Origin of the sequence: Lentzea sp. NPDC092896 (assembly GCF_044754905.1) — a bacterium.
In the GTDB taxonomy this organism is placed as follows: Bacteria; Actinomycetota; Actinomycetes; order Mycobacteriales; family Pseudonocardiaceae; genus Lentzea.
The window spans coordinates 39,038-60,930 of sequence record NZ_JBIVPX010000003.1 but is presented as its reverse complement, the minus strand read 5'-3'; the positions used below and the strand labels follow the sequence as shown (position 1 = coordinate 60,930).

The following is a 21,893-nucleotide window of genomic DNA, read 5'->3' as shown; positions in this document are numbered from 1 at the left end:
TCTCCTCCCGTTTGGGGACAACTGCAAACATGAACGAGGCGAGCGCCACCTTCGGGTGCGGCGCTCGCCTCGTCGTTGCGGTCTGACTCAACTGGTTCGAGATCGGTCCAAGCGGTCGTCCTTTCGTCGTCGGTCGCTGCTAGCCGATGGTCAGGCCGACGCCGATGAAGGCCTCCGCGGAGACGTCGCCGCTGCCGAGGTCGACGCTTGCGTCAGCACCGACCGCGGCACCGGCGTCGACGGTCACCAGGCTGATGTCCACGTCGGCGTCGGCTCCGATTGCGAGGCCGGCGTCCACGGCGATGCCCGGACCCACGTGCACGCCTGCTCCGGCGTGCGCGTCGATCACGGCTGCCGCGTGCGGGCCGACGTTCACCCAGATCCCGCCGACGTGGATGGCGTTCGCCTTGTCCTCGACGACGGTCTCGGTGGCCACTGCGGGGGTGACCGCGGGAGCCACTGCGGGTGCGGCCGTTTCGGCAGCGGTCTCGACGACAGCGGGCGCGCGGTCGTCCGTGGCGCTCACGTCGGCAGCGACTTCAGCGTCAGCTACCACCGCGGCGTCCACGTCCGCGTCCACAGCCGCGTCGAGGTCGATGTCGAGATCCGAGTCGAAGGCGTCGCCGACGTCCACGCCGGCGCTGACGCCCGCGTCGACCTGGGCCGCGAGCCCAAGAGCGACCTGAATGCCACCGTTGGTCATCACGCTGATGCCGGGACCGGTGTCGAGCGCGACGTGGGCGCCGGCCGCGACGTCGAGCATGTCGACGTTGCCGCTCACCCCCACCGTCGCGTTGACGTGGTTGTCCTGCAACAGGACGAGGATCGGGTCGGCGTTCGCGGTGCCCGTCGAGAACGGCAGGGCGAACGCCAGGGTCGTGACGGTGGCGGCGGCTCTCAAAGCCCACCGGGAGCTGGCCATGTGCGCAGGACCTCCTCGGGTCGATGCGGACGTGTCTCGGGAACGTCCACGTCAATCGACGCTAGGTCGCGCACCAGCCACGCAAGGGTGGTCCGGGTTTCCTACCGGGGGATGACCGACCGTCAGTCCTCGTCCACCAATGCGGCGGACGTGACGCGATGAAGAGGGAACCTCAGCACCTCTCCGTAGCTGTGGTCGTAGCCCTCCAGCACGCCACCCCCGACGACGTGCGGCTCGATCACGCGCTGTGCCGCCGTGCCGTGGGAGTCGACGAACCCGACGAGCACCCTGCGGCGCGCCCGTGCGGCCTGCTGGAGCAACGACAGGGTGGCCGACGGACCGGCGCCGAGATGGCCGGGAACGGCCACCCGTTCACCCCGTGGTGTCGCGGCGGCACGATCACCGGCCCGGACCAGCCGGACGAGTTCACCCAACCGCTCGTCGGCCTGCACGGCGGGTGACACCGGTTTGCGGGCACTGCGCTGCCTCGGTGTGGTCCGACGGCCACCCGGCCGCAGGTCGAGGACCTGGCCGTCCGGGCCTTCCGCGGCCGGCGCGAACCCGGCCGAGCGCAGTCCGTCCAGCACGTCCGCCAGCGGCAACGGGCTGACGAGCACGGTCGGCGCGATCCGGCGCAGCTCCAGCCGCCCGGCCTCCGGGTGCGCGAGGACCTCGCTGATCAGCACCGAGTCGTCGCAGCGCAGGAACGAGCCCGCCGCCCCGCCGCGCAACCTGCCGTGGCGGCGCGCGGCGTCGTCGATCAGGTAGGTCAGCGACTGCGGCACGGGCGTGCGCGAGCGGGTCTTGAAGAGTTCCTGCAGCTCGTCGGCGGTGCGGCCGGAGTCGAACGCGCGCCGGACCGTGGCCTCGCTGATCCGGTAGACCGTGGCGCTGCCGGCGGACTCGACGTTCGCGACCAGCGCCAGTTCGTCGGCGAGCTCCGGTTCGAGGCGGCCGGGGGCGACGACGGTGAGGTCGGCCTGCACCAGCACGTGGTCGAGCGGCGCGGGCAGGGCGTCGCCGAGTGCCTTGGCGGCGTGGCCGGGACCCTCGTCGAGCAGCACGCGGCCCGCGCTGGTGATCGAGCCGAGGGCGAGCACGCCGACCGCGGTGCCCTCCTCGACGGTCCAGCGCACCAGTTCGTCGCGCTGGCGCCCGCCCCGGCGCGGTGCCCGCCAGGCCAGCAGTGCGGCCAGGTCGGTGGGGTTCGAGATCGAGGTGCCCTTGGGGAACGCGCCGAGCGCCTCCAGGACCCACCGTCGGTCGCGCGGGGCCTGGGCGCGGCGGATCTCGTCCGCGAGCGGGTTGAAGAGCTTGTCCTTCTCGTCGCGGCGGCCGACCAGCGCGGGCAGCCGCGGCAGCTCCAGCCAGGCGTGCGCCAGAGTGGCCCAGCGGACCTCGGTCGTCGCCGCGAGCCAGACGTCGGCCTTGGTCGTCGGCATCCACTCCGGCTCGGAGGCCTCGGTGTTCGCGGCCATGTCCGCGCCGACCACGAGCTCGATCAGCAGGGCCGCGCGGCGTTCGTCGACATCGAGGTCCTTGGCGACCTTGCGCAGCTCACGGACGCCCAAACCGCCCGTCCGCAGCACCGGCGCTGGCTCCGCCGACCAGCTCGCGATCAGGTTCTCGACGTGCCGGACGAGTTCGAGCGCCTCGCCGCCGCCCGTGGCGTCGACGCTGGTCTGCTGGAGCGTGGTGGTCTTCGGCTTCGGTTCGGTGACCTGGATCGGGCCGAGGGGGCGAGCGCCCCGCAGTTCGAGAGCGATCTCCCGGGGCAGTTCGACGGTGCCGGGGTCGCGGCGCAGCAGCAGGCCGCGCGCGAGCAGCCGTTGCACCGGCGTCTCCGCCTTGTCGAGCGGCACGACCCGGGAGGCGTCCTTCGTGTCGCCGATGGGCGGGCCGGCGGCGAGCTTCTGCAGGACGCGCTGCTCGCCCTCGGTGATGCCTTGGAGGTCGTACGTCTGACCGGTCTGTCGGCCCAGCCCGCCGGGGTACGAGCCGAACGCCTCCCGCGTGACGGGCGGGACCGACAGCGCGTCGTCGTCGCCCCAGGCGAGCGCGAGGGACCTGAGCTTGCCGACCGCCTGCTTGAGCGGTCTGGGCTTCACGTCCGGTCCGAGGATCTCGCCGAGTGTGGGCAACGCCACGGGCTCGGCGTCCGCACCCTGCACGACCAGTGCTTCGAGCACGGCCAGCGTGAAGGTGTCGAGGTCCTCGCAGGCGCGCGCGATCGACGCCCTGGTGCCGACCCGTGTCGCGAGCACGGACATATCGGCAGGTGGGGGCGTTGCCAGGTCAGGACGGGCGCGCAGCAGTGCGACGAGAGCAGCGTCGTCCTGGGCGCGCAGCCAGTCGGCGAGAGTGGTGCCGGACATTCTCACCACGGTATATGGGCCGCTGGTGATCTCGTCGTCCTCTGTCACACTTGTCGCGTCATCTGGCACCACCGAGGAGGAGAACGTGGCGAAAGGACGCCCTGGACGGGTCGACCCGCACTGGCCGGAAGGTCCGGACGGCGGTCACCCCGTCACCGAACTGACCAGCGACGTGCAGGGTGCGCTGTCCCCGTTCGGCACGGTGACGTTCCCGCTGTCGTCGGACGACCTCCCGTACCGGCACCCGGTGACCGAGATCAACAAATCCTGATCGGTCCTCATCGGACTGTCAGAGCGGTCTTAAGACTGTCGAGTCGCGTGCGTACCGCAATGGGCCCGGGGATAGGCTCACTTCCCGCTTGAGCTGTACTTCGTGGGAGGACGACGATGCCGGTCCCCGGCCCTGGTTACTCGATCACCGTTCGTCTGGAGGCGCCGCCGTCAGCGAGCGCCGCGGGTGACCTCACCTCGGCCGTCGGCCGCGCCGGCGGTGTGATCACGGCGTTCGACGTCGTGGAGTCGCACAACGACCGCGTCGTCATCGACCTCACGTGCAACGCGCTTTCCGCGAACCACGCCAAGGACATCACCGACACGCTGGAGACGCTGCCCGGCATCGTCGTCCGCAAGGTGTCGGACCGCACGTTCCTCGTGCACCTCGGCGGCAAGATCGAGATCGCGTCCAAGGTGCCGCTGCGCAACCGTGACGACCTGTCCCGCGCGTACACGCCGGGTGTCGCCCGTGTGTGCGAGGCGATCGCCAAGAACCCGGACGACGCGCGCCGCCTGACCATCAAGCGCAACACCGTCGCCGTCGTCACCGACGGGTCCGCGGTGCTGGGCCTCGGCAACCTCGGCCCCGCCGCCGCCCTGCCCGTGATGGAGGGCAAGGCCGCGCTGTTCAAGAAGTTCGCCGGCGTCGACGCCTGGCCGGTCTGCCTGGACACCCAGGACACCGAGGAGATCATCCGCGCGGTCGAGCTCATCGCTCCCGTGTACGGCGGCATCAACCTCGAGGACATCTCCGCTCCGCGCTGCTTCGAGATCGAGGCCCGGCTGCGCGAGAAGCTCGACATCCCGGTGTTCCACGACGACCAGCACGGCACGGCGATCGTCGTGGTCGCCGCTCTGCGCAACGCTCTGCGGGTCGTGAAGAAGGACATCAAGAACTGCCGCATCACGGTCTGCGGCGTCGGCGCGGCCGGTTCCGCGATCATCCGCCTGCTGCAGGCCCAGACGCCCGGCGACATCATCGCCGTGGACGTCGACGGCATCGTGCACCGCGACCGTCCCGGCCTGGACTCGAACCTGAAGTCCATCGCCGCGACCACGAACAAGGGCAACGAGTCCGGCCGCCTGCACGACGCGCTGGTCGGTTCCGACGTGTTCATCGGCGTCTCGGCTCCGAACCTGTTCGGTGCGGAGCAGGTCGCGACGATGGCCAAGGACGCCATCGTGTTCGCGCTGGCCAACCCGGACCCGGAGATCGACCCGATGGAGGCCCAGCAGCACGCCGCCGTCGTCGCGACCGGCCGCTCGGACTTCCCGAACCAGATCAACAACGTGCTGGCGTTCCCCGGCGTCTTCCGCGGCCTGCTGGACGCGCACGCCAGGACCATCACCGACGCGATGCTGCTGGCCGCCGCGCAGGCCATCGCCGACGTGGTGGAGGGCGAGCGTCTCAACGCGTCGTTCATCGTTCCGTCGGTCTTCGACAACACCGTTGCTCCGGCCGTGGCCGAAGCGGTGCGCAAGGCCGCGACTTCCTAGGGCCTTTACGCACCGGCTGTAGGCCCTGGGCAGGCATACGATCGCCATATGACCAAGCAGTTCACCCACCTGGACTCCCACGGCGCGGCCCGGATGGTCGACGTCTCCGGCAAGGAGCAGACCACCCGGACCGCCGTGGCGACCGGGATCCTGCACACGACCGCCGAGGTGGTGGAGTTGCTGGGCGCTGACGGCCTGCCCAAGGGCGATGCCCTGGCCACGGCCCGGATCGCCGGCATCATGGCCGCGAAGCGCACCTGGGAACTCGTGCCCCTGTGCCACCCGATCTCGTTGTCGTCGGTGGTGGTGGATCTGGCGTTGGCGGACTCCGCTGTGCTGATCACGGCCACGGTTCGCACCACCGATCGCACCGGCGTCGAGATGGAGGCTTTGACCGCGGTTTCCGTGGCCGGGCTGACGCTGCACGACATGGTGAAGTCGGTCGACCCCGCCGCGTCGTTGGACGCGGTTCGGGTGGAGCGCAAGGAAGGCGGCAAGTCCGGTCTGTGGGAACGCCCGTGAAGGCCGTGGTGATCACCGCGTCCAACCGTGCTGCCTCTGGGGTTTACGCCGATCGCAGCGGACCTCTGATCGTCGAATGGCTTTCGGCGCGCGGGTTCTCGGTTTCCGCCCCGGTCGTCGTGCCTGATGGCGATCCGGTCCAGAAGGCGTTGGCCGACGCGGTGGCCTCCGGGGCTGAACTTGTTCTGACCACCGGTGGGACCGGGATCAACCCCACTGATCGGACTCCGGAAGCCACCCGTGCCGTTCTGGACTACGAGGTGCCCGGGCTGGCCGATGTCATTCGGATGTCCGGCTGGCCGCGTGTGCCCGGGTCCGTGTTGTCGCGCGGGGTGGCCGGGGTGGCCGGGCGGACGTTGATCGTGAACCTGCCCGGGTCGACCGGCGGGGTGCGGGACGGGCTGGACGTGTTGGCTTCGGTCGTCGAGCATGCACTCGACCAGCTGCGTGGAGGTGACCACAAATGAGCGTGGTGTTGCGGGCCGTTGTCACCTCGGAGCCGCTGTCGGTTGAGGAGCACGCGGCTTTGGTCGGGTCTGATCGGGCCGGTGCCGTGGTCACCTTTGCTGGTGTCGTGCGGGATCACGACGGTGGGCGGTCGGTGCTGGAGTTGGAGTACCACTCGCACCCGTCTGCTTCGGACGTGGTGGCTGAGGTTGTTTCTTCCTTGGCTGAGAAGTACTCCGGGGTGCACGGGATTGCTGTTTCGCACCGGGTCGGGCCGTTGAAGATCGGCGATGTCGCGCTGGCCTGTGCGGTGGCTGCCGAGCATCGGGGGGAAGCGTTTTCCCTGTGTGCTGACCTGGTGGACGAGGTCAAGGCTCGGTTGCCGGTGTGGAAGCGGCAGGTGTTTCCCGGGGGCGAGGACGAGTGGGTCAACTGCCCCTGAGTCGTTGGGGTGCGGGAGCCGTGCGGGTCGGCTTGCGGGCGTTTGTCGCGTTCCAGCGGGGTTGGTCGCGTTCCTGACGTTCCGTCGCCTTGCGAGGGTGGTCCATCAGGCAGTGACGAAGTGCGGGGTTGCGATTGGGGCTTGACCTTGAGCCTCTAGCTGGGCGCGTAGTCGGCCTCACAAGCCGGGGTTGAAAGCGCCCCGGCCGAGCCCAGACAGGGTGGCACCCAGCCCCTCAAGGTCAAGCCCCAATCGCCATGAGCGGGGCTCACCGCTGCCCGGCGCTCTAGGTTCAGACGGCTCGCTTCGCATCGCCACGCCAGGACTTGTAGGTGGTTGCCTTGCGTTGCTGGCTTCCTGGTGGCACCGCGCGGGTCGTTTTGCGATGGCGGCAAGGGGGCTGCGCGGGTCGGCTTGCGGGCGTTCGTCACGTTCCAGCGGGGGGCGCTTTGCGTGCGGGTCGTTGCCCGGCTTCCGCCTGGCCCTGCTCCCGCCCGGCCCGTCGGCACTCGTTCGCCATGCGTCCGCCCTCGCCCCGCTCGCCGCCCTTGTGCGGATACGCAGGCAGGGACCTCACCGTCGGGGGGTAACGGTGAGATCCCTGGTCCTGTGTCAGCCCAAGTCAAAAGGACTGGCGTTCGTGCGGCCTGTCAGATCCGTGGTGGATCGGTCTGGTCTTGGAAGACTCAGATCAGGATCTTGTGGCCCGGGAAGATCAGGTCGGGGTTCGTGAGGAAGTCCTTGTTCTTCTCCACGATGGCCTGGTAACCGCCGGCGACCTTGTTGGCATCGGCGATCTTCGACAGGGTGTCGCCCGCCTTGATCTCGTAGTTGCCGGCCGGGTTCGTCTTCGAGCCCGCGAGCGTCACGGCCGGGGCCTGCTGCACCGGTGCGGACTGGCGCTGCTGCGGCTGGGCCTTGCGCTGCTGCTGCGGGACGGCCTTGGCGGCGGGGGCTGGGGCCGAGTTGGCGCCCAGCTTGCGGCTGCAGGCGGGCCAGGCGTTGCTGACGCCCTGGCCGGCGGCCACGCGCTCGGCGACAGCGATCTGCTGTTCGCGGGAGGCGTTGGCCGGGCTGCCCTGGCCGCCGTAGGCGTTCCAGGTCTGCTGGGTGAACTGCAGGCCGCCGTAGTAGCCGTTGCCCGTGTTGGCGCCCCAGTTACCACTTGCCTCGCACTGCGCGAGGGCGTCCCAGTTCACGGGGGCCGCGTTGGCGGTGCCAACGGCCAGGCCCAGAGGGGCGCCGGCGATGATGCCGACAGCCGCGACCTTGGCGATAGTGCGAGCGGCGGAACTCTGCTTGCCCTGCTTGCCTCGGTTGAAAGCCATGTGCCTCTCGGTCCACCGCACCTGCTGCCAGGAACTCGGGTTCGGGGCCCGGTGCGTTCCTGCGTCCCAGTCCGGCGGTTTCTCTCGCTCGGGGTTGTTCCGGAACACCGTTGGACTGGGCTCGGTGCTGGTGCTCCGGTAGTGCTCGTGGCCGGTTCGGGGCCAGCCGAGGAGCGACCGTACGTAACCGGCGGGGCCCTCACCAAATGTTTGCGGCTGTGACGCGCATCACAGTAACAGTTTGGCGCGTTGTGCGGAGCCTACAAACGAGCAGGTCAAAGGTGTCGTTATCGGTCCGTTTCCATTCTGAGATCGGGCGAAAACTATTACGGAAAGTGAGGCGTGGCTCACGCGCACTGGGCCATCGGAGGCGGGGACCGGTCCCCTGAAAGGGGCGCCACGCTGACCCCATGACCGAGCCGCTGCAACGCCCGAAGCGCCCCGCGGTGTTGATCACCGCCCTGGTTCTGCTGCCGCTGGCGTCACTGTTCTTCGCCATGGTCGAGACGAGGGTCGGCGCCAGGCAGGGGGCGAGCTACGGACTCGCCAACCTGAACTTCTTCTTCGCCCTGCTGGCGATCTGGTTCAACTGGGCCCGGATCACCTCGGTGGTCCTGCTGGCCTTCGAAACGGTCCTGTGGCTGCCCGGCGCCGTCATGTTCATCGCAGGCGAGGGCTGGAGCCAGCTCGCGAGCTACGCCGTGATCGGAACCGTCTTCTTCGCGGCAGGTGCCGTGCTGGTCTTCCAGGTCCCGTCGAACCTGTTCTACCGGCGGATCAAGCGCGTGCGGAAGATCCGGAGGCGCACCGTGGTCGACTGGGAGGGCGATCTGAAGGAGGAGGATCGACGCGCGGGCGGAGAGGTGCGTCAGCCGCCCGCGAACGGCGGCAGCACGTCCAGCTGAGAGCCCGCGGGCACGCGCACCGACGTGTCGCGGACCGCGACACCGTCCAGCAGGAAGCTCGACGCGGCGAGGACCTTGCCGAGCTTGTCGCCGTGCCGTTCGCCGATGGTGCTGACCACGAGGGCCACGGTCGGCTCGGAGGAGTCGAGCAGCAGGTCCTCGTCGGCCACCCCGGCCGCGGCTCTGGCGCCCGCGAAATAGCGGATCTTCACGGCCGTCACTGTCATCCTCCGATGGCGCTCATGGGGCGGTCCGGCTGCGAGAAGCCCGCGTCGTTGATGCCGTGACCGGCCGCCTTGGCCCACATCGTGGCACGCCAGGCGTCGGCGATCGCGGCGTCGGGGGAGCCGTCGCGCAGCAGCGCGCGCAGGTCGGTCTCGCCCTGGCTGAACAGGCAGTTGCGGATCTGGCCGTCCGAGGTGAGCCGGGTGCGGTCGCAGGCCGCGCAGAACGGCCTGGTCACCGACGCGATCACGCCGACCACCGCCGGGCCGCCGTCGACCAGCCAGCGTTCGGCGGGGGCACCGCCGCGCGGGGTCTCCTCCGGCGTCAGCGTGTAGGCGGACGAGAGCATCGTGAGGATCTCATCGGCCGTGACCATGTTCGTGCGCGTCCAGCCGTGCTGCGGGTCCAGCGGCATCTGCTCGATGAACCGCAGCTGGTAGCCGTTCTCGACGCAGAACCGCAGCAGCGGAACGGCCTCGTCCTCGTTCATGCCGCGCAGCAGCACGGAGTTGACCTTCACCGGTTCCAGCCCGGCCTCGCGGGCGGCGTCGAGGCCGTCCAGCACGTCCGTGATGCGGTCGCGCCTGGTCAGCGTCGCGAACCGGTCGGGGTCGAGGGTGTCGAGCGAGACGTTGATGCGGTTCAGGCCGGCGTCCTTGAGCGACTGGGCCCTGCGCTTGAGGCCGATGCCGTTCGACGTCATCGACATGCGCGGACGGGGCTCCAGCGCGGCCGTCGCGGCGATGACCTGCTCCAGGCCGCGCCGCAGCAACGGCTCGCCACCGGTGAACCTGATGTCCGTCACGCCCAGATCGACCACGGCGATGCGCATGAGCCGGATCAGTTCGTCGTCGGTGAGCAGCTCGTCCTTCTGCAGCCAGTCGAGGCCCTCGGCGGGCATGCAGTAGGTGCAGCGCAGGTTGCACCGGTCGGTCAGCGAGACCCGGAGGTCCTTCGCGACCCGGCCGAACCTGTCGACGAGCAGCGGCGAGTCCGGACGTGCGGACACGTCAGGGGTGCCGCGCACGATGGGTAGTCCCAGCTCAACTGCAGTCACCTTGTTCAGCTTAATGAACAACCCGTTGTAGGTGACTCCACAAACGAGGTTTCTCACTCTCTGCCCGTTTGGAGCACTCTCACAACCAATTGTCTTAGCGGCTAAGATGTTCAACATGGAACCTGAAGTGCTCGAGAGGTTCACCTGGTACATGCGGGAGCAGAGCGCGCTCACCGTCATGTTCCACACGAAGGTCGCCGCGCGGATGGGTCTGTCCGCGACCGACGAGAAGTGCATCGACCTGGCGATGAGGGCCGAGGGGCCGATCACGGCCGGTCGTCTCGCCGAGCTCTCCGGGCTCTCCACCGGCGCCGTCACGGGCGTGATCGACCGCCTCGAACACGCCGGTTTCGTCCGCCGTGTCCGGGATCCGCACGACCGCCGCAAGGTGCTGGTCGAGGTCACCGTCGGCGACGTGGAGAAGTTCGGGCAGCTGTTCGAGGAGGCCCGGCAGAGCCTCATCGAGGTGCTCGGCCACTTCGGCGACGATGAACTCCAGGTGATCGAACGTTATCTCCAGCTCCAGATCGCGACGTTCCGCGCCCGCGTGATCGATACTTAGACCCATGTGGCACTACTTGATGGACATGGACGGCGTCCTCGTGCACGAGGAGCACCTGATCCCGGGAGCGGACGAGCTGGTCGCGGAGCTTCGTGCCGCCGAGACCCCGTTCCTCGTGCTCACCAACAACTCCATCTACACGCCACGGGACCTCCGCGCGCGTCTGCAGCGCACCGGCCTGGACATCCCGGAGTCGTCGATCTGGACGTCCGCGCTGGCCACTGCCAAGTTCCTCGACTCGCAGCGCCCGAACGGCTCGGCGTTCGTCATCGGCGAGGCCGGCCTCACCACCGCGCTGCACGAGATCGGCTACGTGCTGACCGACCGCGACCCGGACTACGTGGTGCTCGGCGAGACCCGCACCTACAGCTTCACCGCGATCACCAAGGCCATCCGCCTGGTCGAGGAGGGCGCGAAGTTCATCGCGACCAACCCCGACGCGACCGGCCCGTCGCGCGAGGGCTCGCTGCCCGCGACCGGCGCCGTGGCGGCGTTGATCGAGCGCGCCACCGGCCGTGAGCCTTATTACGTCGGCAAGCCGAACCCGTTGATGATGCGCTCGGCCCTGCGCGCGCTGGGCTCGCACTCCGAGAACGCGCTGATGATCGGCGACCGCATGGACACCGACGTGCGCTCGGGCCTGGAAGCGGGTCTGTCGACCATCCTCGTGCTGTCCGGCGTCTTCACCGCCGAGAGCGCCGAGATGTTCCCGTACCGCCCCACGCGCGTGCTGAAGTCGATCGCCGAGCTCGTCGGTCACTCTCAGGACCCGTTCGGCGACTGGACTGACCACTGACGCGCGAGGGTTCATCACCTATCGTCGCGGAGGTGGACACGGATCGACGCCCTATGTACGTCGTGGGTGACGTGCACGGGCACCTCGAGGAACTGATCAGAGCGCTGCACGTGGCCGAACTGTGCGACGAGGACGGGCACTGGACGGGTGGCGAGGCCGAGCTCTGGTTCCTCGGCGACTTCGTGGACCGCGGGCCCGACGGGGTGGGCGTGATCGATCTGGTCATGCGCCTCGGTGAGGAGGCGGCGGAGGCGGGCGGCACGGTCAGCTCGTTGATCGGCAACCACGAGGTCCTGCTGCTCGGCATGCACCGGTTCGGCGACGAGCAGGTGCCGGACAGCATGGGGCCGCGGTCGTTCGCGCGCAGCTGGCTGCTCAACGGCGGGCTGCGCAGCGACCAGGACCGGCTGACCGACGAGCACGTCGAGTGGCTCACCAACCGGCCCGTGCTGAAGCTGCGCGACGACCACCTGCTGATGCACTCCGACACGGTGGCCTACCTCGAATGGGGGGCCTCGATCGAAGAGGTCAACGAGGCCGTCCGGCACGTGCTCAAGGGCGACGACCTCGTCGACTGGTGGGAGTGCTGGCGCAAGATGACGACCCGGTACGCGTTCCGGGGTCCGCAGGGGCCGGAAATCGCGGACGAGCTGCTCGCGACCCTCGGAGGCAGCACGATCGTGCACGGCCACAGCGTCATCGCCGACCAGCTCGGGGTGCCGCCGGACCAGATCGACGGGCCGCTCGTCTACGCCGACGACAAGGTGCTGGCGATCGACGCGGGCCTCTACAGCGGCGGTCCGTGCCTGGTCGTCCCCTTGCCATACGCCGGAGCCTGACTACCGTCTGGTGGATGACCGCCAGCTACTCCTCGGGCACGTCCGCCGCGCCGCTGCTGGGCGACACGATCCACGCGAACCTCGCGGCGACCGTCGCGCGCTTCGGTGACCGCGAGGCACTTGTCGACAAAGCCACAGATCGACGGTGGACGTACGCGGAACTCGCGCAGGAGGTCTCCCGCGCGGCCGCCGGGCTGCACGCGCTCGGGGTGCGCAAGGGCGACCGGGTCGGGATCTGGGCGCCGAACTGCGCCGAGTGGGTGTTCGTGCAGTACGCGACGGCCCGGATCGGCGCGATCCTGGTCAACGTCAACCCGGCGTACCGCGTGCACGAGCTGGAGTACGTGCTGAACCAGGCGGGCATCCACACGCTGGTGTCCGCGCGGTCGTTCAAGACCTCCGACTACGCGGCCATGATCGACGAGGTGCGGCCGCGATGCTTGTCGTTGCAGAACGTCGTCTTCGTCGACGATCCACAGTGGACCGGCGACGAGATCCCGGACGTCGAACTGGACCGCGACGACCCGATCAACATCCAGTACACGTCCGGCACCACGGGCTTCCCCAAGGGCGCGACGCTCTCGCACCACAACATCCTCAACAACGGCTACTTCGTCGGCGAGCTGATCAACTACACCGAGCACGACCGCATCTGCGTGGTGCCGCCGTTCTACCACTGCTTCGGCATGGTCATGGGCAACCTCGCCGCCACCAGCCACGGCGCGTGCGTCGTGATCCCCGCGCCCGCGTTCGACCCGGCTCGAACCCTTGCGGCCGTTGAGGAAGAGAAGTGCACGTCGCTCTACGGCGTGCCGACGATGTTCATCGCGATGCTGGACCTGATCGACGGCTACGACCTGAGCAGTCTGCGCACGGGCATCATGGCGGGCTCGCCGTGCCCGGTCGAGGTGATGAAGCAGGTCGTCGACCGGATGGGCATGCGCGAGGTCTCGATCTGCTACGGCATGACCGAAACCTCCCCGGTGTCAACGCAAACGCGCGTGGACGACTCCCTCGACCGTCGCGTGGGGACGGTCGGCCGGGTCGGCCCGCACCTCGAGGTCAAGATCGTGGACCCGGAAACGGGCCGCACGGTCCCCCGCGGCGAGCCGGGGGAGCTGTGCACGCGCGGCTACTCCGTCATGCTCGGCTACTGGAACGAGCCGGAGAAGACCGCGGAGGCCGTCGACGCGGCGGGCTGGATGCACACCGGCGACCTCGCGGTGATGGATGACGACGACTACGTGAACATCACCGGCCGCATCAAGGACATGGTCATCCGCGGCGGCGAGAACGTGTACCCGCGCGAGATCGAGGAGTTCCTCTACACCCACCCCGACGTGCTCGACGCCCAGGTGATCGGCGTGCCCGACGCCCGGTACGGCGAGGAGCTGATGGCCTGGGTGCGCCTGCGCGACGGGGTCTCCGGGCTGACCGCCGAGGCCGTCCGGGAGTTCTGCACCGGCAAGCTCGCCCACTACAAGATCCCGCGGTACGTGCACGTGGTGGACGAGTTCCCGATGACGGTCACCGGCAAGATCCGCAAGGTGGAGATGCGGGCGAAGTCGGTGGAACTGCTCGGCCTCGACGACAGCGCGAAGCACGCCTAGGACAGCTTCGGCTCGATCACCTTCATCACGGCCTGGGCGATCTCGCACGACCTGCCACCGGCGTCGGTGAGGACCTCCGCGACCGCGACGCCGCCGGGACGCGTCAGCACGACACCGCACGTGCCTGGTCCCCTGCTGTTCTCGGCGAGCAGCCCGGAGTGTCCGCCGATGGTGATCGGGGAGGTCTTCAGGCCCTCCGGCTTCGCGAGGTACTGCTCGGGCGTGGACCTCTCGCGAAGGCTGATCGAGAGCGGGCCGGAGTCGTCCGAGAGCCAGAAGCAGCTCGAAGCGTTCGCGTACCCGTTGTAGAACCGGTGCTCGGTCAGGTCGGCCGGATCGAACAGGCGGCACGCGGGCGTGTCCGCGGGCGTCGTCGACGGCGCCACGAAGGGCTCGACGGTCTTGACCGGAGGTCGGATCATCGCGCAACCGGACAGTCCGAGGGCAATGGCGAGCACAGCGAGGCGCAGAGCGTTCACGGAGCGAAATCGTCCCGCGAATCAACAATCTGCGCAGGTCAAAGTGCCTCTTGCGGGATAGGTGTGACCGGCGCAACATCAGTGGATTCCGCCGAAGGAGGCGCGCATGCTCACCGCCACCCGAACCACGACGATGCTGCCCGTCGAAGACCCCGAGCGCGCCGGCCGCTTCTACGCCGACATGCTCGGCCTCAAGCCCATCACCACGACCGAGGACGGCACGCGGATCTTCGCGCTCGGGCAGGGCGACGCGCTTGGCCTGAGGCCCGCCGAGAAGGGCGCGCAGAGCCGGCAGACGGCCATCAGCTTCGAGGTGCCCGATCTGGAGGGCGAGATCGCGGAACTCGAAGGCAAAGGCGTGCGCTTCGAGGACTACGACCTGCCCGACTTCAAGACCACCGGCCACATCGCGGTCATGGGCAGCGAACGCGCGGCGTGGTTCACCGACACCGAGGGCAACATCCTGTGCCTGCACGAGCTGTTGGACGGCGAAGCCTGACGGCGCGTGCTCCTGAGTGGTTCCCCGCGCCTCGCCCCGACGAGGCGCGGGGGACCCTCACGGGACCTCGATGATCTCCTTGCCCAGCGGCACCAGCGAGACCTTCACGAGCTTGAAGTTCGCGATTCCCAGCGGGATGCCGATGATCGTGATGCAGAGCGCGATGCCGGTGAGCACGTGGCCGATCGCGAGCCACAGGCCGGCGACGATGATCCAGATGACGTTGCCCAGCAGCGATCCGGTGCCCGCGCCCGGCTTGTCCACGACCTCGCGGCCGAACGGCCAGAGCGCGTAGTTCGCGATCCGGAACGACGCGATGCCCCACGGGATCGTGATGATCAGGACGCAGCAGATGAGGCCGGCGACCGCGTAGCCGACGGCCATCCAGAAACCGGCGAGCACCAGCCAGATCACGTTGAGGATGAGGCGCATGCCTCCAATCTAAGCTCAAGCCATGAAGTGGGGTGTGATCGCTACAGGTGGAATCGCGCATGCCGTGACCGCCGACATGCTCAGGGCGGGTGCCACCGTGCTCGCGGTGTCCTCGCGGGACATCACCAAAGCCCAGAAGTTCGCGGAGAACTTCGGCATCGAGCGCGCGTACGGCGACTACCGCGACCTGCTCGCCGATCCTGATGTCGAGGTCGTCTACGTCGCCACGCCGCACGGCCAGCACCACGAGGTGACGCTCGCCGCGCTCGACGCCGGCAAGCACGTGCTGTGCGAGAAAGCTTTCGCGCTCACGGTCGCGGACGCCGAGGAGATGATCGAACGGGCACGATCCAAGAACCTCTTCCTGATGGAAGCCATGTGGACGCGGTTCAACCCGCTGATCCGCAAGGTCCAGGAGGCGATCGAGGCCGGTGAGATCGGTGAGGTGCGGATGATCCGCGCCGACTTCGGCTTCCGGCACGCCTTCAGCGACGGCGATCGCCTGTGGGCCAAGGAGGCCGGCGGTGGTGCGACCCTCGACCTCGGCGTCTACCCCGTCGCACTCACGCACCAACTTCTCGGCGTGCCAACGCACATCCACGCGCACGGCAGCCTCGCACCGACCGAAGTGGACGCTGACGCGGGCATCTACCTGGCCTACGACAACGGTGCCCACGCGTTGCTCAGCTGCTCGCTCGTCGCCAACACCGGCGCACGTGCGGAGATCGTCGGCACGGAGGGCCGCATCGAGCTCGTCGACCCGATGTTCAACCCGACCGCCGTCGTGATCAACGGCATCGAGCACGCCATCGAGGACGAGGGCTACCAGCACCAGATCCGCGCCGTCGAGGAGAGCATCACCGCCGGACTGACGCAGAACCCGCGGATCACCTGGGAGAACACCCTGGAGGTCATGCGCACGCTCGAAGAGGCGCTGCGCCAGATCGGCGTCAGCTACGCCAGCGTCAAGTAGATCAACACCACGTTCAGCACGACGACCGCGAAGGCCACCACTCCAGCGGCGAACGTGACGGAGCGCCGGTTCGTGAACGAACCCATCACGGACCGGCGCGAGGTCAGCCAGACCAACGGCACCAGCGCGAACGGGATGCCGAACGACAGCACGACCTGCGACAGCACCAGGGCGAACGTCGGATCGACCCCGACCGCCAGGATCGCCAGCGCCGGCACCAGCGTGATCAAACGCCTTGCCGGCAAAGGGATCCGCACGCGCAGCAGTCCGTCCATCACCACGGCACCCGCGTAGCAACCGACGGCGGTGGACGCGAAACCCGAAGCCAGCAAACCCAAAGCGAACAGCAGCGCGATCCCGCCACCCAACGTGGCACCGACCGCCGCGTGGGCGCCTTCCAACGTGTCCACGCCTTCGTGACCCTGCAGAGCGGAAGCGGCGAGCAGCAGCATCGCCATGTTGACCGCGCCCGCCAGCACCATCGCGACCACGACGTCGACCTTGGTCGCGCCGAGCACCGACGGGTTCCTGCCGTGCCGGTCGCGGGCCAGCGCGGAGTGCAGGTAGACCGCGTGCGGCATCACGGTCGCCCCGAGCATGCCCGCCGCGAGCAGCACGCTGTCCGCGCCGTCGAACCGCGGCACCAGCCCGGAAACCGCACCACCGGCCGACGGCGGCGACACGAACAGTCCCGCCATGAACCCCACGGCGATCACGAACAGCATGGTCGTGATCACCCGCTCGAACGGCTTCTGCCCGTGCTTGTCCTGCACCAGCAGCAGAACGGTCGACACCACACCGGTGATCACGCCACCGAGCAGCAACGGCAGGTCGAAGAGCAGGTGCAGCGCGATCGCCCCGCCGAGCACCTCGGCCAGGTCGGTCGCCATCGCGACGACCTCGGCCTGGCCCCAGTACGCGAGCCGCACCGGACGCGGCAGGTGGTCCCGCGCCGCCTCGGGCAACGACTTCCCGGTGACCAGGCCGAGTTTCGCCGACAGGTACTGCACGAGTCCCGCCATGACGTTCGCGACGACGAGCACCCACACCAGCAGGTACCCGTACCGCGCGCCCGCCGCGGTGTTGGTGGCCACGTTCCCGGGATCGACGTACGCGATCGCGGCGACGAACGCCGGACCGAGCAACGCCGCACCCGCACGCAGGCGGGCCGAGACAGCGACCACCGGACACCTCCCCTTGTTGCAGGATTATTGCAACAAGGGTGGCGTGGCTACCCGATCATGCGTCCATCGTCACTCTGGCGACCCTGACGACGGCGTCCATCGCGCCGTCCAGATCCCCGCTCGGCATCAGCAGATGGCTCAGGGCGAGCCGCACGGTCGTCTCGGCGGTGAACCGCACGTGCCGGCCGGGGAAGTGGTTGCTGAGGTGCTGTTCGACGACCTCGGTGGCGTGGAACAGGATCGGATGGCCGCGGATCGTGATGAACGGCAGCAGGTCCTCGGCGTTCTGCCCGGTCAGCACGGCCGAGACCAGGCGGTCCTTCTCGGTCTGCTCGAAGGTGAAGCGGAACGCCGACCGCATCGCCTCCCACGGGTCGGGGTCCTCCTTGAGCCGGGTCGCGATCCCGGTCAGGTACTCCTCCGTCTTGTGCACGGCGACGGCCTGGACGAGCCCTTCCTTGTTGCCGAACTCGTTGTAGACGGTCTGTCTGCTCACTCCGGCGCGACTGGCGACCTCGATCATGCGCAGCCCGTGGAATCCACGGGCCGCCAGGAGGTCGGCGGCCGAGTCCAGCAAGAGCTCGGTGATGTCGCTCACCCATTCACCTTTACACGTTTACAGGTTTTGTAAAGACGTAGAGTGAGGTTCTGTGCCGTTCACCGTGGGCTTTGACCTGGACATGACCCTCATCGACCCGCGACCGGGCATGGCCGCCGTGCTGAACGAGGTGGGCGCCCGCACCGGGCACGCCCTCGACGGCGAGCACTTCGCGGCGAACCTCGGCCCGCCCCTCGACATGACCTACCGCGACATGGGCGTGCCCGAGGAGGAGATCCCGGACATGGTCTCGCTCTTCCGCGCGCTGTACCCGGAGCTCGTGATCCCCGGCACGGTCGCGCTGCCCGGCGCCGCCGAAGCCCTCGCCTGCGTCCGCGAACTGGGCGGCCGGACCATGGTCGTCACCGGCAAGTACCGCAAGAACGCCGCGCTGCACCTGGAAGCCATGGGCTGGGAGGTCGACCACCTCTACGGCGAGCTGTGGTCGACGGGCAAGGCCGAGTCGCTCAAGCTGCACGGCGCCGCCGTCTACGTCGGTGATCACATCGGCGACATGAACGGTGCCAGGGCCGCCGGCGCGCTCGGCGTCGGCGTCGTCACGGGACCGTGCTCGCGTGCGGAACTGACCGCGGCGGGCGCGGCGGTCGTGCTGGAGGACCTGCGGGAGTTCCCGGAGTGGCTCAGGACTTCTTCTGGCGTGATTTCCTGATCACCGCGACGATCCCGAGGCCGAGGCCGATCGCGGGCAGGTAGGTGCCGGCGAAGTTCAGCCACGCGGGCAGGTCGCTGTGACCCAGGGCGAAGAGCACGAAGACCGCGATGATCGCCAGTACGCCCACGGCGAACAGGCCGATGGCCAGCGGCATCAACTTCGGAACGGTCATAGGTGCAGGGTAGTCGCGCTAACGGAGGTGCCTTCCTCAAGGTCTTCTGGCTACTCTGGTGGGACGCGTCCTGGGTACGCCTGGGGCGCGTTCGTTGTGCACGAGCAAGGGAATGGTGAGCGCGGTGCCGACCGGCAAGGTCAAGTGGTACGACACGGAGAAGGGCTTCGGATTCGTCACCCAGGACGGTGGCGAGGACGTCTACGTCCGCAAAGCCGCCCTGCCTGCCGGTGTCGAAGGCCTCAAGGCCGGCCAGCGCATCGAGTTCGGCATGGCCGAAGGCCGCCGCGGTCCGCAGGCGCTGTCCGTGCGCCTGGTCGACCCGGCGCCGTCCGTCGTGGAGGCGCGCCGCCGTCCCGCCGAGGAGCTGCACGGCCTGATCGAGGAAGTGATCAGGCTCCTCGAGAACAAGGTCCAGCCTGACCTGCGCCGCGGCCGCTACCCGTCCGACAAGAAGACCATGAAGCTCGTCGCCGAGGCCGTCCGCGTGGTGGCGCGGGACCTCGATCCGTAAAAGGATCAGCGTCATGTCTGACGCTGACAGGATCGTCGAGTTCGTCTACGAGGTCGGCCAGCTCAAACGCCTGCCCAGAGCGGGGTGGCTCTTCGCCGGGGTGCAGAACCCCGAGTCGGTGGCCGCCCACTCGTTCCGGGTGGGTGTTCTGGCGTACGCGATCGCCGTGCAGGAGGGCGCGAATCCTGACAGGGCAGCGACTTTGGGCCTCTTCCACGACGTGCCCGAGGCACGCATCGGTGACATCCCGTACGTCGGCAAGCTCTACCTCGACGTGAAGATGCCGCCGGAGCAGGTCGCGCGGGACCAGGTCCAGCACCTGCCCGCGCCGCTGGCCGCGCACATCGAGGCGCTGGTGGCCGAACACGAGTCCGCCAAGGGCTTCGACCACACGCCAGAGGCGCGCTGCTCGCGTGACGCGGACAAGCTGGAGTTGTTGTTGCAGGCCAGGGAGTACCAGGCCGCGGGCATCACCAAGATGGAGCGCTTCATCCAGACCATGCAGGCGTCGGTGGTCACCGACACCGGCAAGGCCCTGATGGACTCGGCCCTGCGGATCGCCCCCAGCGAGTGGTGGGAGGCGTTCGGCAGGCGGTGATCAACGAGTGACGTCGACGACCCACGAGCCGCGCATGAGCGGCTGGCCGGTCTCCAGCACCGCGCCGGCCGCCTCGTGCACCTCGATGCGCAGCAGCTGGTCGGAGTCGTTCGGCACGGCCAGCGTGTACGTGTAGTCGTCGCCCTTGCCGAGCAACGGCGAGGAGCAGCCCTCCTGGACCTTCGCGGCGTTCTCGAACACGCACACGACCTCCCAGAGGCCGTCCGCGAGCCGCCCGTCCACGGAGATCTGCACGACCTTGCCCGCCGGCACCTTCAGCGTGCCGGGCGCGTTCTTCTCGGCGCAGTTGGAACCCTCGACGTCGCAGTAGATCGTCGGCTCCATGCGGATGGTCTTGCCGTTCGCGTAGAACGTGACCTCGGGGTCGTGCTGCTGGAGCGAACATCCGGACAGCACGAGAACGCTGGCGGCCATTACAGAAGCAAGTCGACGCACGTCAGGCAGCCTACGGGGTCGCCGGGGCCGGCCTGCGGACCAGGCTCTGCAACGACGTGCCGTTGCGGTACATCCACGTCTGCGTGAGGCCCAGCGCGAGCAGCACGGCGAGCACGAGGAAGCCGATCCAGAACGTCGCGGGCAGCAGCACGCCGAGCGCACCGCCGAAGACCCACGCGAGCTGCAGGATCGTCTCGGAGCGGCCGAACGCCGACGCGCGCGACTCCTCCGGCAGGTCGTCCTGGATCACCGCGTCGAGGCCGACCTTCGCCAGCGACGACGCCGTGGCGCCCAGCAGACCGACGACGGCGGCCGTGACCAGGCCCGGCAGCGCGGCGGCGACGATCGTGGCCGCCAGCGCCGTGCCGACGCAGGCGAGGATCACCTCGTCCGGCTTGGAGAAGTGCTGGCGCGCGCCGATCGCGTTGCCGAGGAAGCTGCCGACACCCGCCGCACCGGCGATCACACCGAGCAGGAGCAACTGCTGCACCGCATCGCCCTCGGTCTGCTCGCGGATCACGAACGCCGCGAACAGCGTCAAGAAGCCGGTCAGAACGCGGATGGAACCGTTGCCCCACAACGAGACCATGACGTGCCGCGAGACGCGCTGCCTGGCAGGCTTCGGGGTGAGCGTCGCCGGGACCTCGCCCTCGGTCACCTCGACCCACGACGGGATCTTCATGCACAGCCACGCGTTCACCAGGCACAGCACCGCGGTGAACCACAACGCGCCCGGCGAGCCGAACACGTTCGCGAAGCCGGCGGCGACCGCACCGAACACGCCGCCCGCCGCGAGACCGAAGATCGTCATGCGGGCGTTGGTCTTGGACAGCGTGATCTCCGGCGGCAGCACGCGCGGCGTGATCGCGGACTTGAGCACGGTGAACGACTTGCTCAGCACCATGCTGCCCAGCGCGGCCGGGTACAGCAGCCAGTTGTCGAAGTTCAGCGCCATCACGACCGACAGCACGATCCGCAGCACGCACGACGCCGCCAGCGCGAGCCGCCGGCCGCGCTGGATCTTGTCCAGCAGCGGGCCGATCACCGGCGCGATCAACGCGAACGGCGCGACCGTGATCAGGAGGTAGAGCGCGACCTTGGTCTTGGACTCGGCGCTCGCCGCGGAGAAGAACAGGGTGTTCGCCAGAGCCACGGCCATCGCGGCGTCGGCGGCGTAGTTCATCATCACCGCGTAGGTGACCGACGTCATGCCGGACTGGCCGGCACCGTCGGCGCGGGCCGCGCGCCGGAACGCCGCGAGCGCCTGCTGCGAGATCTGCTTGCCGCGGAACCACGCCACCCGCGTCACCGTGAGCTTGCGCGGCGGCTTGGGCGTCGGAGTCGTCTGCTGGTCGGAGTTGGGCAGCGGACGGGTGTTCTGGGGACGGCGGGGCGGGGCCTGGAAACCGTGCTCGGACGCAGGCCCTCGACGCTCCCGCGGCCGGTACTCGTCGTCCTGCCACGGGTAGCGCTTCGGAGCCGGTCCGTCACTCCGCCCGCGGTCGTCCGTCACAC

The 21,893-nt window shown here is 68.9% G+C and carries 25 protein-coding genes and 1 pseudogene; 14 read left to right on the top strand and 12 right to left on the bottom strand.

The window, feature by feature from the left end:
- Positions 1–139: 139 nt before the first annotated feature.
- Together ACIQF0_RS15970 and ACIQF0_RS15965 are read right to left on the bottom strand one after the other, a co-directional pair.
- Entirely contained in the window at positions 140–922 is a 783-nt protein-coding gene (locus ACIQF0_RS15970; protein ID WP_401030114.1) for a hypothetical protein, read from the bottom strand.
- 122 nt (positions 923–1,044) lie between these two features.
- Positions 1,045–3,297: a helicase-associated domain-containing protein gene (locus tag ACIQF0_RS15965; RefSeq protein ID WP_401030112.1), complete on the bottom strand. Its 2,253-nt coding sequence runs from the start codon at positions 3,295–3,297 to the stop codon at positions 1,045–1,047.
- 85 nt (positions 3,298–3,382) lie between these two features.
- On the opposite strand from ACIQF0_RS15965, the gene ACIQF0_RS15960 reads away from it, so the two are divergent.
- The 4 genes and pseudogenes from ACIQF0_RS15960 (at position 3,383) to ACIQF0_RS15945 (ending at position 6,478) form a co-directional block, all read left to right on the top strand.
- Positions 3,383–3,568, top strand: coding sequence for a hypothetical protein (locus tag ACIQF0_RS15960; RefSeq protein ID WP_330271303.1), 186 nt, complete (start codon positions 3,383–3,385; stop codon positions 3,566–3,568).
- Between the two features lie 116 nt (positions 3,569–3,684).
- A complete protein-coding gene (locus tag ACIQF0_RS15955) occupies positions 3,685–5,067 on the top strand; it encodes an NAD-dependent malic enzyme (protein WP_401030110.1) in 1,383 nt (460 codons plus the stop codon).
- 48 nt (positions 5,068–5,115) lie between these two features.
- The gene (moaC, locus tag ACIQF0_RS15950; RefSeq protein WP_093605470.1) at positions 5,116–5,589 is read left to right on the top strand and encodes a cyclic pyranopterin monophosphate synthase MoaC; all 474 of its coding nucleotides are present in this window, start codon (positions 5,116–5,118) and stop codon (positions 5,587–5,589) included.
- Positions 5,586–6,478 (top strand): annotated as a pseudogene (locus ACIQF0_RS15945) (molybdenum cofactor biosynthesis protein MoaE). The gene moaC and the pseudogene ACIQF0_RS15945 overlap by 4 nt, the downstream one beginning before the upstream one ends.
- Positions 6,479–7,164: 686 nt before the next feature.
- Here the strand turns inward: ACIQF0_RS15945 and ACIQF0_RS15940 are convergent.
- Positions 7,165–7,806, bottom strand: coding sequence for a transglycosylase family protein (locus ACIQF0_RS15940; RefSeq protein WP_401030108.1), 642 nt, complete (start codon positions 7,804–7,806; stop codon positions 7,165–7,167).
- Between the two features lie 410 nt (positions 7,807–8,216).
- Between ACIQF0_RS15940 and ACIQF0_RS15935 the strand changes: the two genes are divergently transcribed.
- Positions 8,217–8,711, top strand: coding sequence for a hypothetical protein (locus tag ACIQF0_RS15935; protein WP_401030106.1), 495 nt, complete (start codon positions 8,217–8,219; stop codon positions 8,709–8,711).
- Here ACIQF0_RS15935 and ACIQF0_RS15930 read toward each other — a convergent pair.
- The gene (locus ACIQF0_RS15930) at positions 8,675–8,923 is read right to left on the bottom strand and encodes a MoaD/ThiS family protein (RefSeq protein ID WP_401030104.1); all 249 of its coding nucleotides are present in this window, start codon (positions 8,921–8,923) and stop codon (positions 8,675–8,677) included. The two genes, ACIQF0_RS15935 and ACIQF0_RS15930, sit on opposite strands and share 37 nt — an antisense overlap.
- Before the next feature lie 11 nt (positions 8,924–8,934).
- Positions 8,935–9,993: a GTP 3',8-cyclase MoaA gene (gene moaA / locus ACIQF0_RS15925; RefSeq protein ID WP_401030102.1), complete on the bottom strand. Its 1,059-nt coding sequence runs from the start codon at positions 9,991–9,993 to the stop codon at positions 8,935–8,937.
- A gap of 115 nt (positions 9,994–10,108) precedes the next feature.
- On the opposite strand from moaA, the gene ACIQF0_RS15920 reads away from it, so the two are divergent.
- The 4 genes from ACIQF0_RS15920 to ACIQF0_RS15905 are packed head-to-tail and all read left to right on the top strand — an operon-like array spanning position 10,109 to position 13,800.
- Positions 10,109–10,555, top strand: coding sequence for a MarR family transcriptional regulator (locus ACIQF0_RS15920; protein WP_319975810.1), 447 nt, complete (start codon positions 10,109–10,111; stop codon positions 10,553–10,555).
- A gap of 4 nt (positions 10,556–10,559) precedes the next feature.
- Positions 10,560–11,351, top strand: a complete 792-nt coding sequence (locus tag ACIQF0_RS15915; RefSeq protein ID WP_360046565.1) for an HAD-IIA family hydrolase — start codon at positions 10,560–10,562, stop codon at positions 11,349–11,351.
- 53 nt (positions 11,352–11,404) lie between these two features.
- A complete protein-coding gene (locus ACIQF0_RS15910; protein ID WP_401031431.1) occupies positions 11,405–12,190 on the top strand; it encodes a metallophosphoesterase in 786 nt (261 codons plus the stop codon).
- 14 nt (positions 12,191–12,204) lie between these two features.
- Positions 12,205–13,800 carry an AMP-binding protein gene (locus ACIQF0_RS15905; RefSeq protein ID WP_401030099.1) on the top strand — a complete coding sequence of 532 codons (1,596 nt, stop codon included), beginning with the start codon at positions 12,205–12,207 and terminating at the stop codon, positions 13,798–13,800.
- Here ACIQF0_RS15905 and ACIQF0_RS15900 read toward each other — a convergent pair.
- Entirely contained in the window at positions 13,797–14,279 is a 483-nt protein-coding gene (locus ACIQF0_RS15900; RefSeq protein ID WP_401030097.1) for a DUF3558 family protein, read from the bottom strand. The two genes, ACIQF0_RS15905 and ACIQF0_RS15900, sit on opposite strands and share 4 nt — an antisense overlap.
- 106 nt (positions 14,280–14,385) lie before the next feature.
- Between ACIQF0_RS15900 and ACIQF0_RS15895 the strand changes: the two genes are divergently transcribed.
- Positions 14,386–14,778, top strand: a complete 393-nt coding sequence (locus ACIQF0_RS15895) for a VOC family protein (RefSeq protein ID WP_401030095.1) — start codon at positions 14,386–14,388, stop codon at positions 14,776–14,778.
- A gap of 57 nt (positions 14,779–14,835) precedes the next feature.
- On the opposite strand, the gene ACIQF0_RS15890 is transcribed toward ACIQF0_RS15895, so the two are convergent.
- Positions 14,836–15,210 carry a YccF domain-containing protein gene (locus ACIQF0_RS15890; protein ID WP_360046573.1) on the bottom strand — a complete coding sequence of 125 codons (375 nt, stop codon included), beginning with the start codon at positions 15,208–15,210 and terminating at the stop codon, positions 14,836–14,838.
- Between the two features lie 22 nt (positions 15,211–15,232).
- On the opposite strand from ACIQF0_RS15890, the gene ACIQF0_RS15885 reads away from it, so the two are divergent.
- Positions 15,233–16,183, top strand: coding sequence for a Gfo/Idh/MocA family protein (locus ACIQF0_RS15885; RefSeq protein WP_401030093.1), 951 nt, complete (start codon positions 15,233–15,235; stop codon positions 16,181–16,183).
- On the opposite strand, the gene ACIQF0_RS15880 is transcribed toward ACIQF0_RS15885, so the two are convergent.
- Positions 16,165–17,367 (bottom strand): Nramp family divalent metal transporter, encoded by a 1,203-nt coding sequence (locus ACIQF0_RS15880; RefSeq protein ID WP_401030091.1) that lies wholly within the window; start codon positions 17,365–17,367, stop codon positions 16,165–16,167. The two genes, ACIQF0_RS15885 and ACIQF0_RS15880, sit on opposite strands and share 19 nt — an antisense overlap.
- A gap of 55 nt (positions 17,368–17,422) precedes the next feature.
- The gene (locus ACIQF0_RS15875; RefSeq protein WP_401030089.1) at positions 17,423–17,965 is read right to left on the bottom strand and encodes a TetR/AcrR family transcriptional regulator; all 543 of its coding nucleotides are present in this window, start codon (positions 17,963–17,965) and stop codon (positions 17,423–17,425) included.
- Positions 17,966–18,017: 52 nt separating this feature from the next.
- Here ACIQF0_RS15875 and ACIQF0_RS15870 point away from each other — a divergent pair, with 52 nt between their 5' ends.
- Positions 18,018–18,635 (top strand): HAD family hydrolase, encoded by a 618-nt coding sequence (locus ACIQF0_RS15870; RefSeq protein ID WP_401030087.1) that lies wholly within the window; start codon positions 18,018–18,020, stop codon positions 18,633–18,635.
- Here the strand turns inward: ACIQF0_RS15870 and ACIQF0_RS15865 are convergent.
- Positions 18,607–18,810 carry a hypothetical protein gene (locus ACIQF0_RS15865; protein ID WP_319975801.1) on the bottom strand — a complete coding sequence of 68 codons (204 nt, stop codon included), beginning with the start codon at positions 18,808–18,810 and terminating at the stop codon, positions 18,607–18,609. The two genes, ACIQF0_RS15870 and ACIQF0_RS15865, sit on opposite strands and share 29 nt — an antisense overlap.
- 124 nt (positions 18,811–18,934) lie before the next feature.
- On the opposite strand from ACIQF0_RS15865, the gene ACIQF0_RS15860 reads away from it, so the two are divergent.
- Both ACIQF0_RS15860 and ACIQF0_RS15855 read left to right on the top strand, forming a co-directional pair.
- Positions 18,935–19,324, top strand: a complete 390-nt coding sequence (locus ACIQF0_RS15860; protein ID WP_258947641.1) for a cold-shock protein — start codon at positions 18,935–18,937, stop codon at positions 19,322–19,324.
- A gap of 13 nt (positions 19,325–19,337) precedes the next feature.
- Positions 19,338–19,922: an HD family hydrolase gene (locus ACIQF0_RS15855; protein ID WP_360046582.1), complete on the top strand. Its 585-nt coding sequence runs from the start codon at positions 19,338–19,340 to the stop codon at positions 19,920–19,922.
- Here the strand turns inward: ACIQF0_RS15855 and ACIQF0_RS15850 are convergent, their stop codons facing one another.
- Together ACIQF0_RS15850 and ACIQF0_RS15845 are read right to left on the bottom strand one after the other, a co-directional pair.
- Positions 19,923–20,378: a DUF2771 family protein gene (locus ACIQF0_RS15850; protein WP_360046584.1), complete on the bottom strand. Its 456-nt coding sequence runs from the start codon at positions 20,376–20,378 to the stop codon at positions 19,923–19,925.
- A 10-nt stretch (positions 20,379–20,388) separates the two neighbouring features.
- A complete protein-coding gene (locus tag ACIQF0_RS15845; RefSeq protein ID WP_401030083.1) occupies positions 20,389–21,891 on the bottom strand; it encodes an MFS transporter in 1,503 nt (500 codons plus the stop codon).
- Between the last annotated feature and the right edge of the window lie 2 nt (positions 21,892–21,893).

What these genes read in the sequence shown, in the direction of transcription:
- ACIQF0_RS15885 (WP_401030093.1), top strand. Translation starts at nt 15,233, where the DNA reads ATGAAGTGGGGTGTGATCGCTACAGGTGGAATCGCGCATGCCGTGACC.
- ACIQF0_RS15970 (WP_401030114.1), bottom strand. Translation starts at nt 922, where the DNA reads ATGGCCAGCTCCCGGTGGGCTTTGAGAGCCGCCGCCACCGTCACGACC.
- ACIQF0_RS15905 (WP_401030099.1), top strand. Translation starts at nt 12,205, where the DNA reads ATGACCGCCAGCTACTCCTCGGGCACGTCCGCCGCGCCGCTGCTGGGC.
- ACIQF0_RS15935 (WP_401030106.1), top strand. Translation starts at nt 8,217, where the DNA reads ATGACCGAGCCGCTGCAACGCCCGAAGCGCCCCGCGGTGTTGATCACC.
- moaC (WP_093605470.1), top strand. Translation starts at nt 5,116, where the DNA reads ATGACCAAGCAGTTCACCCACCTGGACTCCCACGGCGCGGCCCGGATG.
- ACIQF0_RS15920 (WP_319975810.1), top strand. Translation starts at nt 10,109, where the DNA reads ATGGAACCTGAAGTGCTCGAGAGGTTCACCTGGTACATGCGGGAGCAG.
- ACIQF0_RS15915 (WP_360046565.1), top strand. Translation starts at nt 10,560, where the DNA reads ATGTGGCACTACTTGATGGACATGGACGGCGTCCTCGTGCACGAGGAG.
- ACIQF0_RS15865 (WP_319975801.1), bottom strand. Translation starts at nt 18,810, where the DNA reads ATGACCGTTCCGAAGTTGATGCCGCTGGCCATCGGCCTGTTCGCCGTG.
- ACIQF0_RS15940 (WP_401030108.1), bottom strand. Translation starts at nt 7,806, where the DNA reads ATGGCTTTCAACCGAGGCAAGCAGGGCAAGCAGAGTTCCGCCGCTCGC.
- ACIQF0_RS15965 (WP_401030112.1), bottom strand. Translation starts at nt 3,297, where the DNA reads ATGTCCGGCACCACTCTCGCCGACTGGCTGCGCGCCCAGGACGACGCT.
- ACIQF0_RS15955 (WP_401030110.1), top strand. Translation starts at nt 3,685, where the DNA reads ATGCCGGTCCCCGGCCCTGGTTACTCGATCACCGTTCGTCTGGAGGCG.
- ACIQF0_RS15910 (WP_401031431.1), top strand. Translation starts at nt 11,405, where the DNA reads ATGTACGTCGTGGGTGACGTGCACGGGCACCTCGAGGAACTGATCAGA.
- ACIQF0_RS15890 (WP_360046573.1), bottom strand. Translation starts at nt 15,210, where the DNA reads ATGCGCCTCATCCTCAACGTGATCTGGCTGGTGCTCGCCGGTTTCTGG.
- ACIQF0_RS15855 (WP_360046582.1), top strand. Translation starts at nt 19,338, where the DNA reads ATGTCTGACGCTGACAGGATCGTCGAGTTCGTCTACGAGGTCGGCCAG.
- ACIQF0_RS15895 (WP_401030095.1), top strand. Translation starts at nt 14,386, where the DNA reads ATGCTCACCGCCACCCGAACCACGACGATGCTGCCCGTCGAAGACCCC.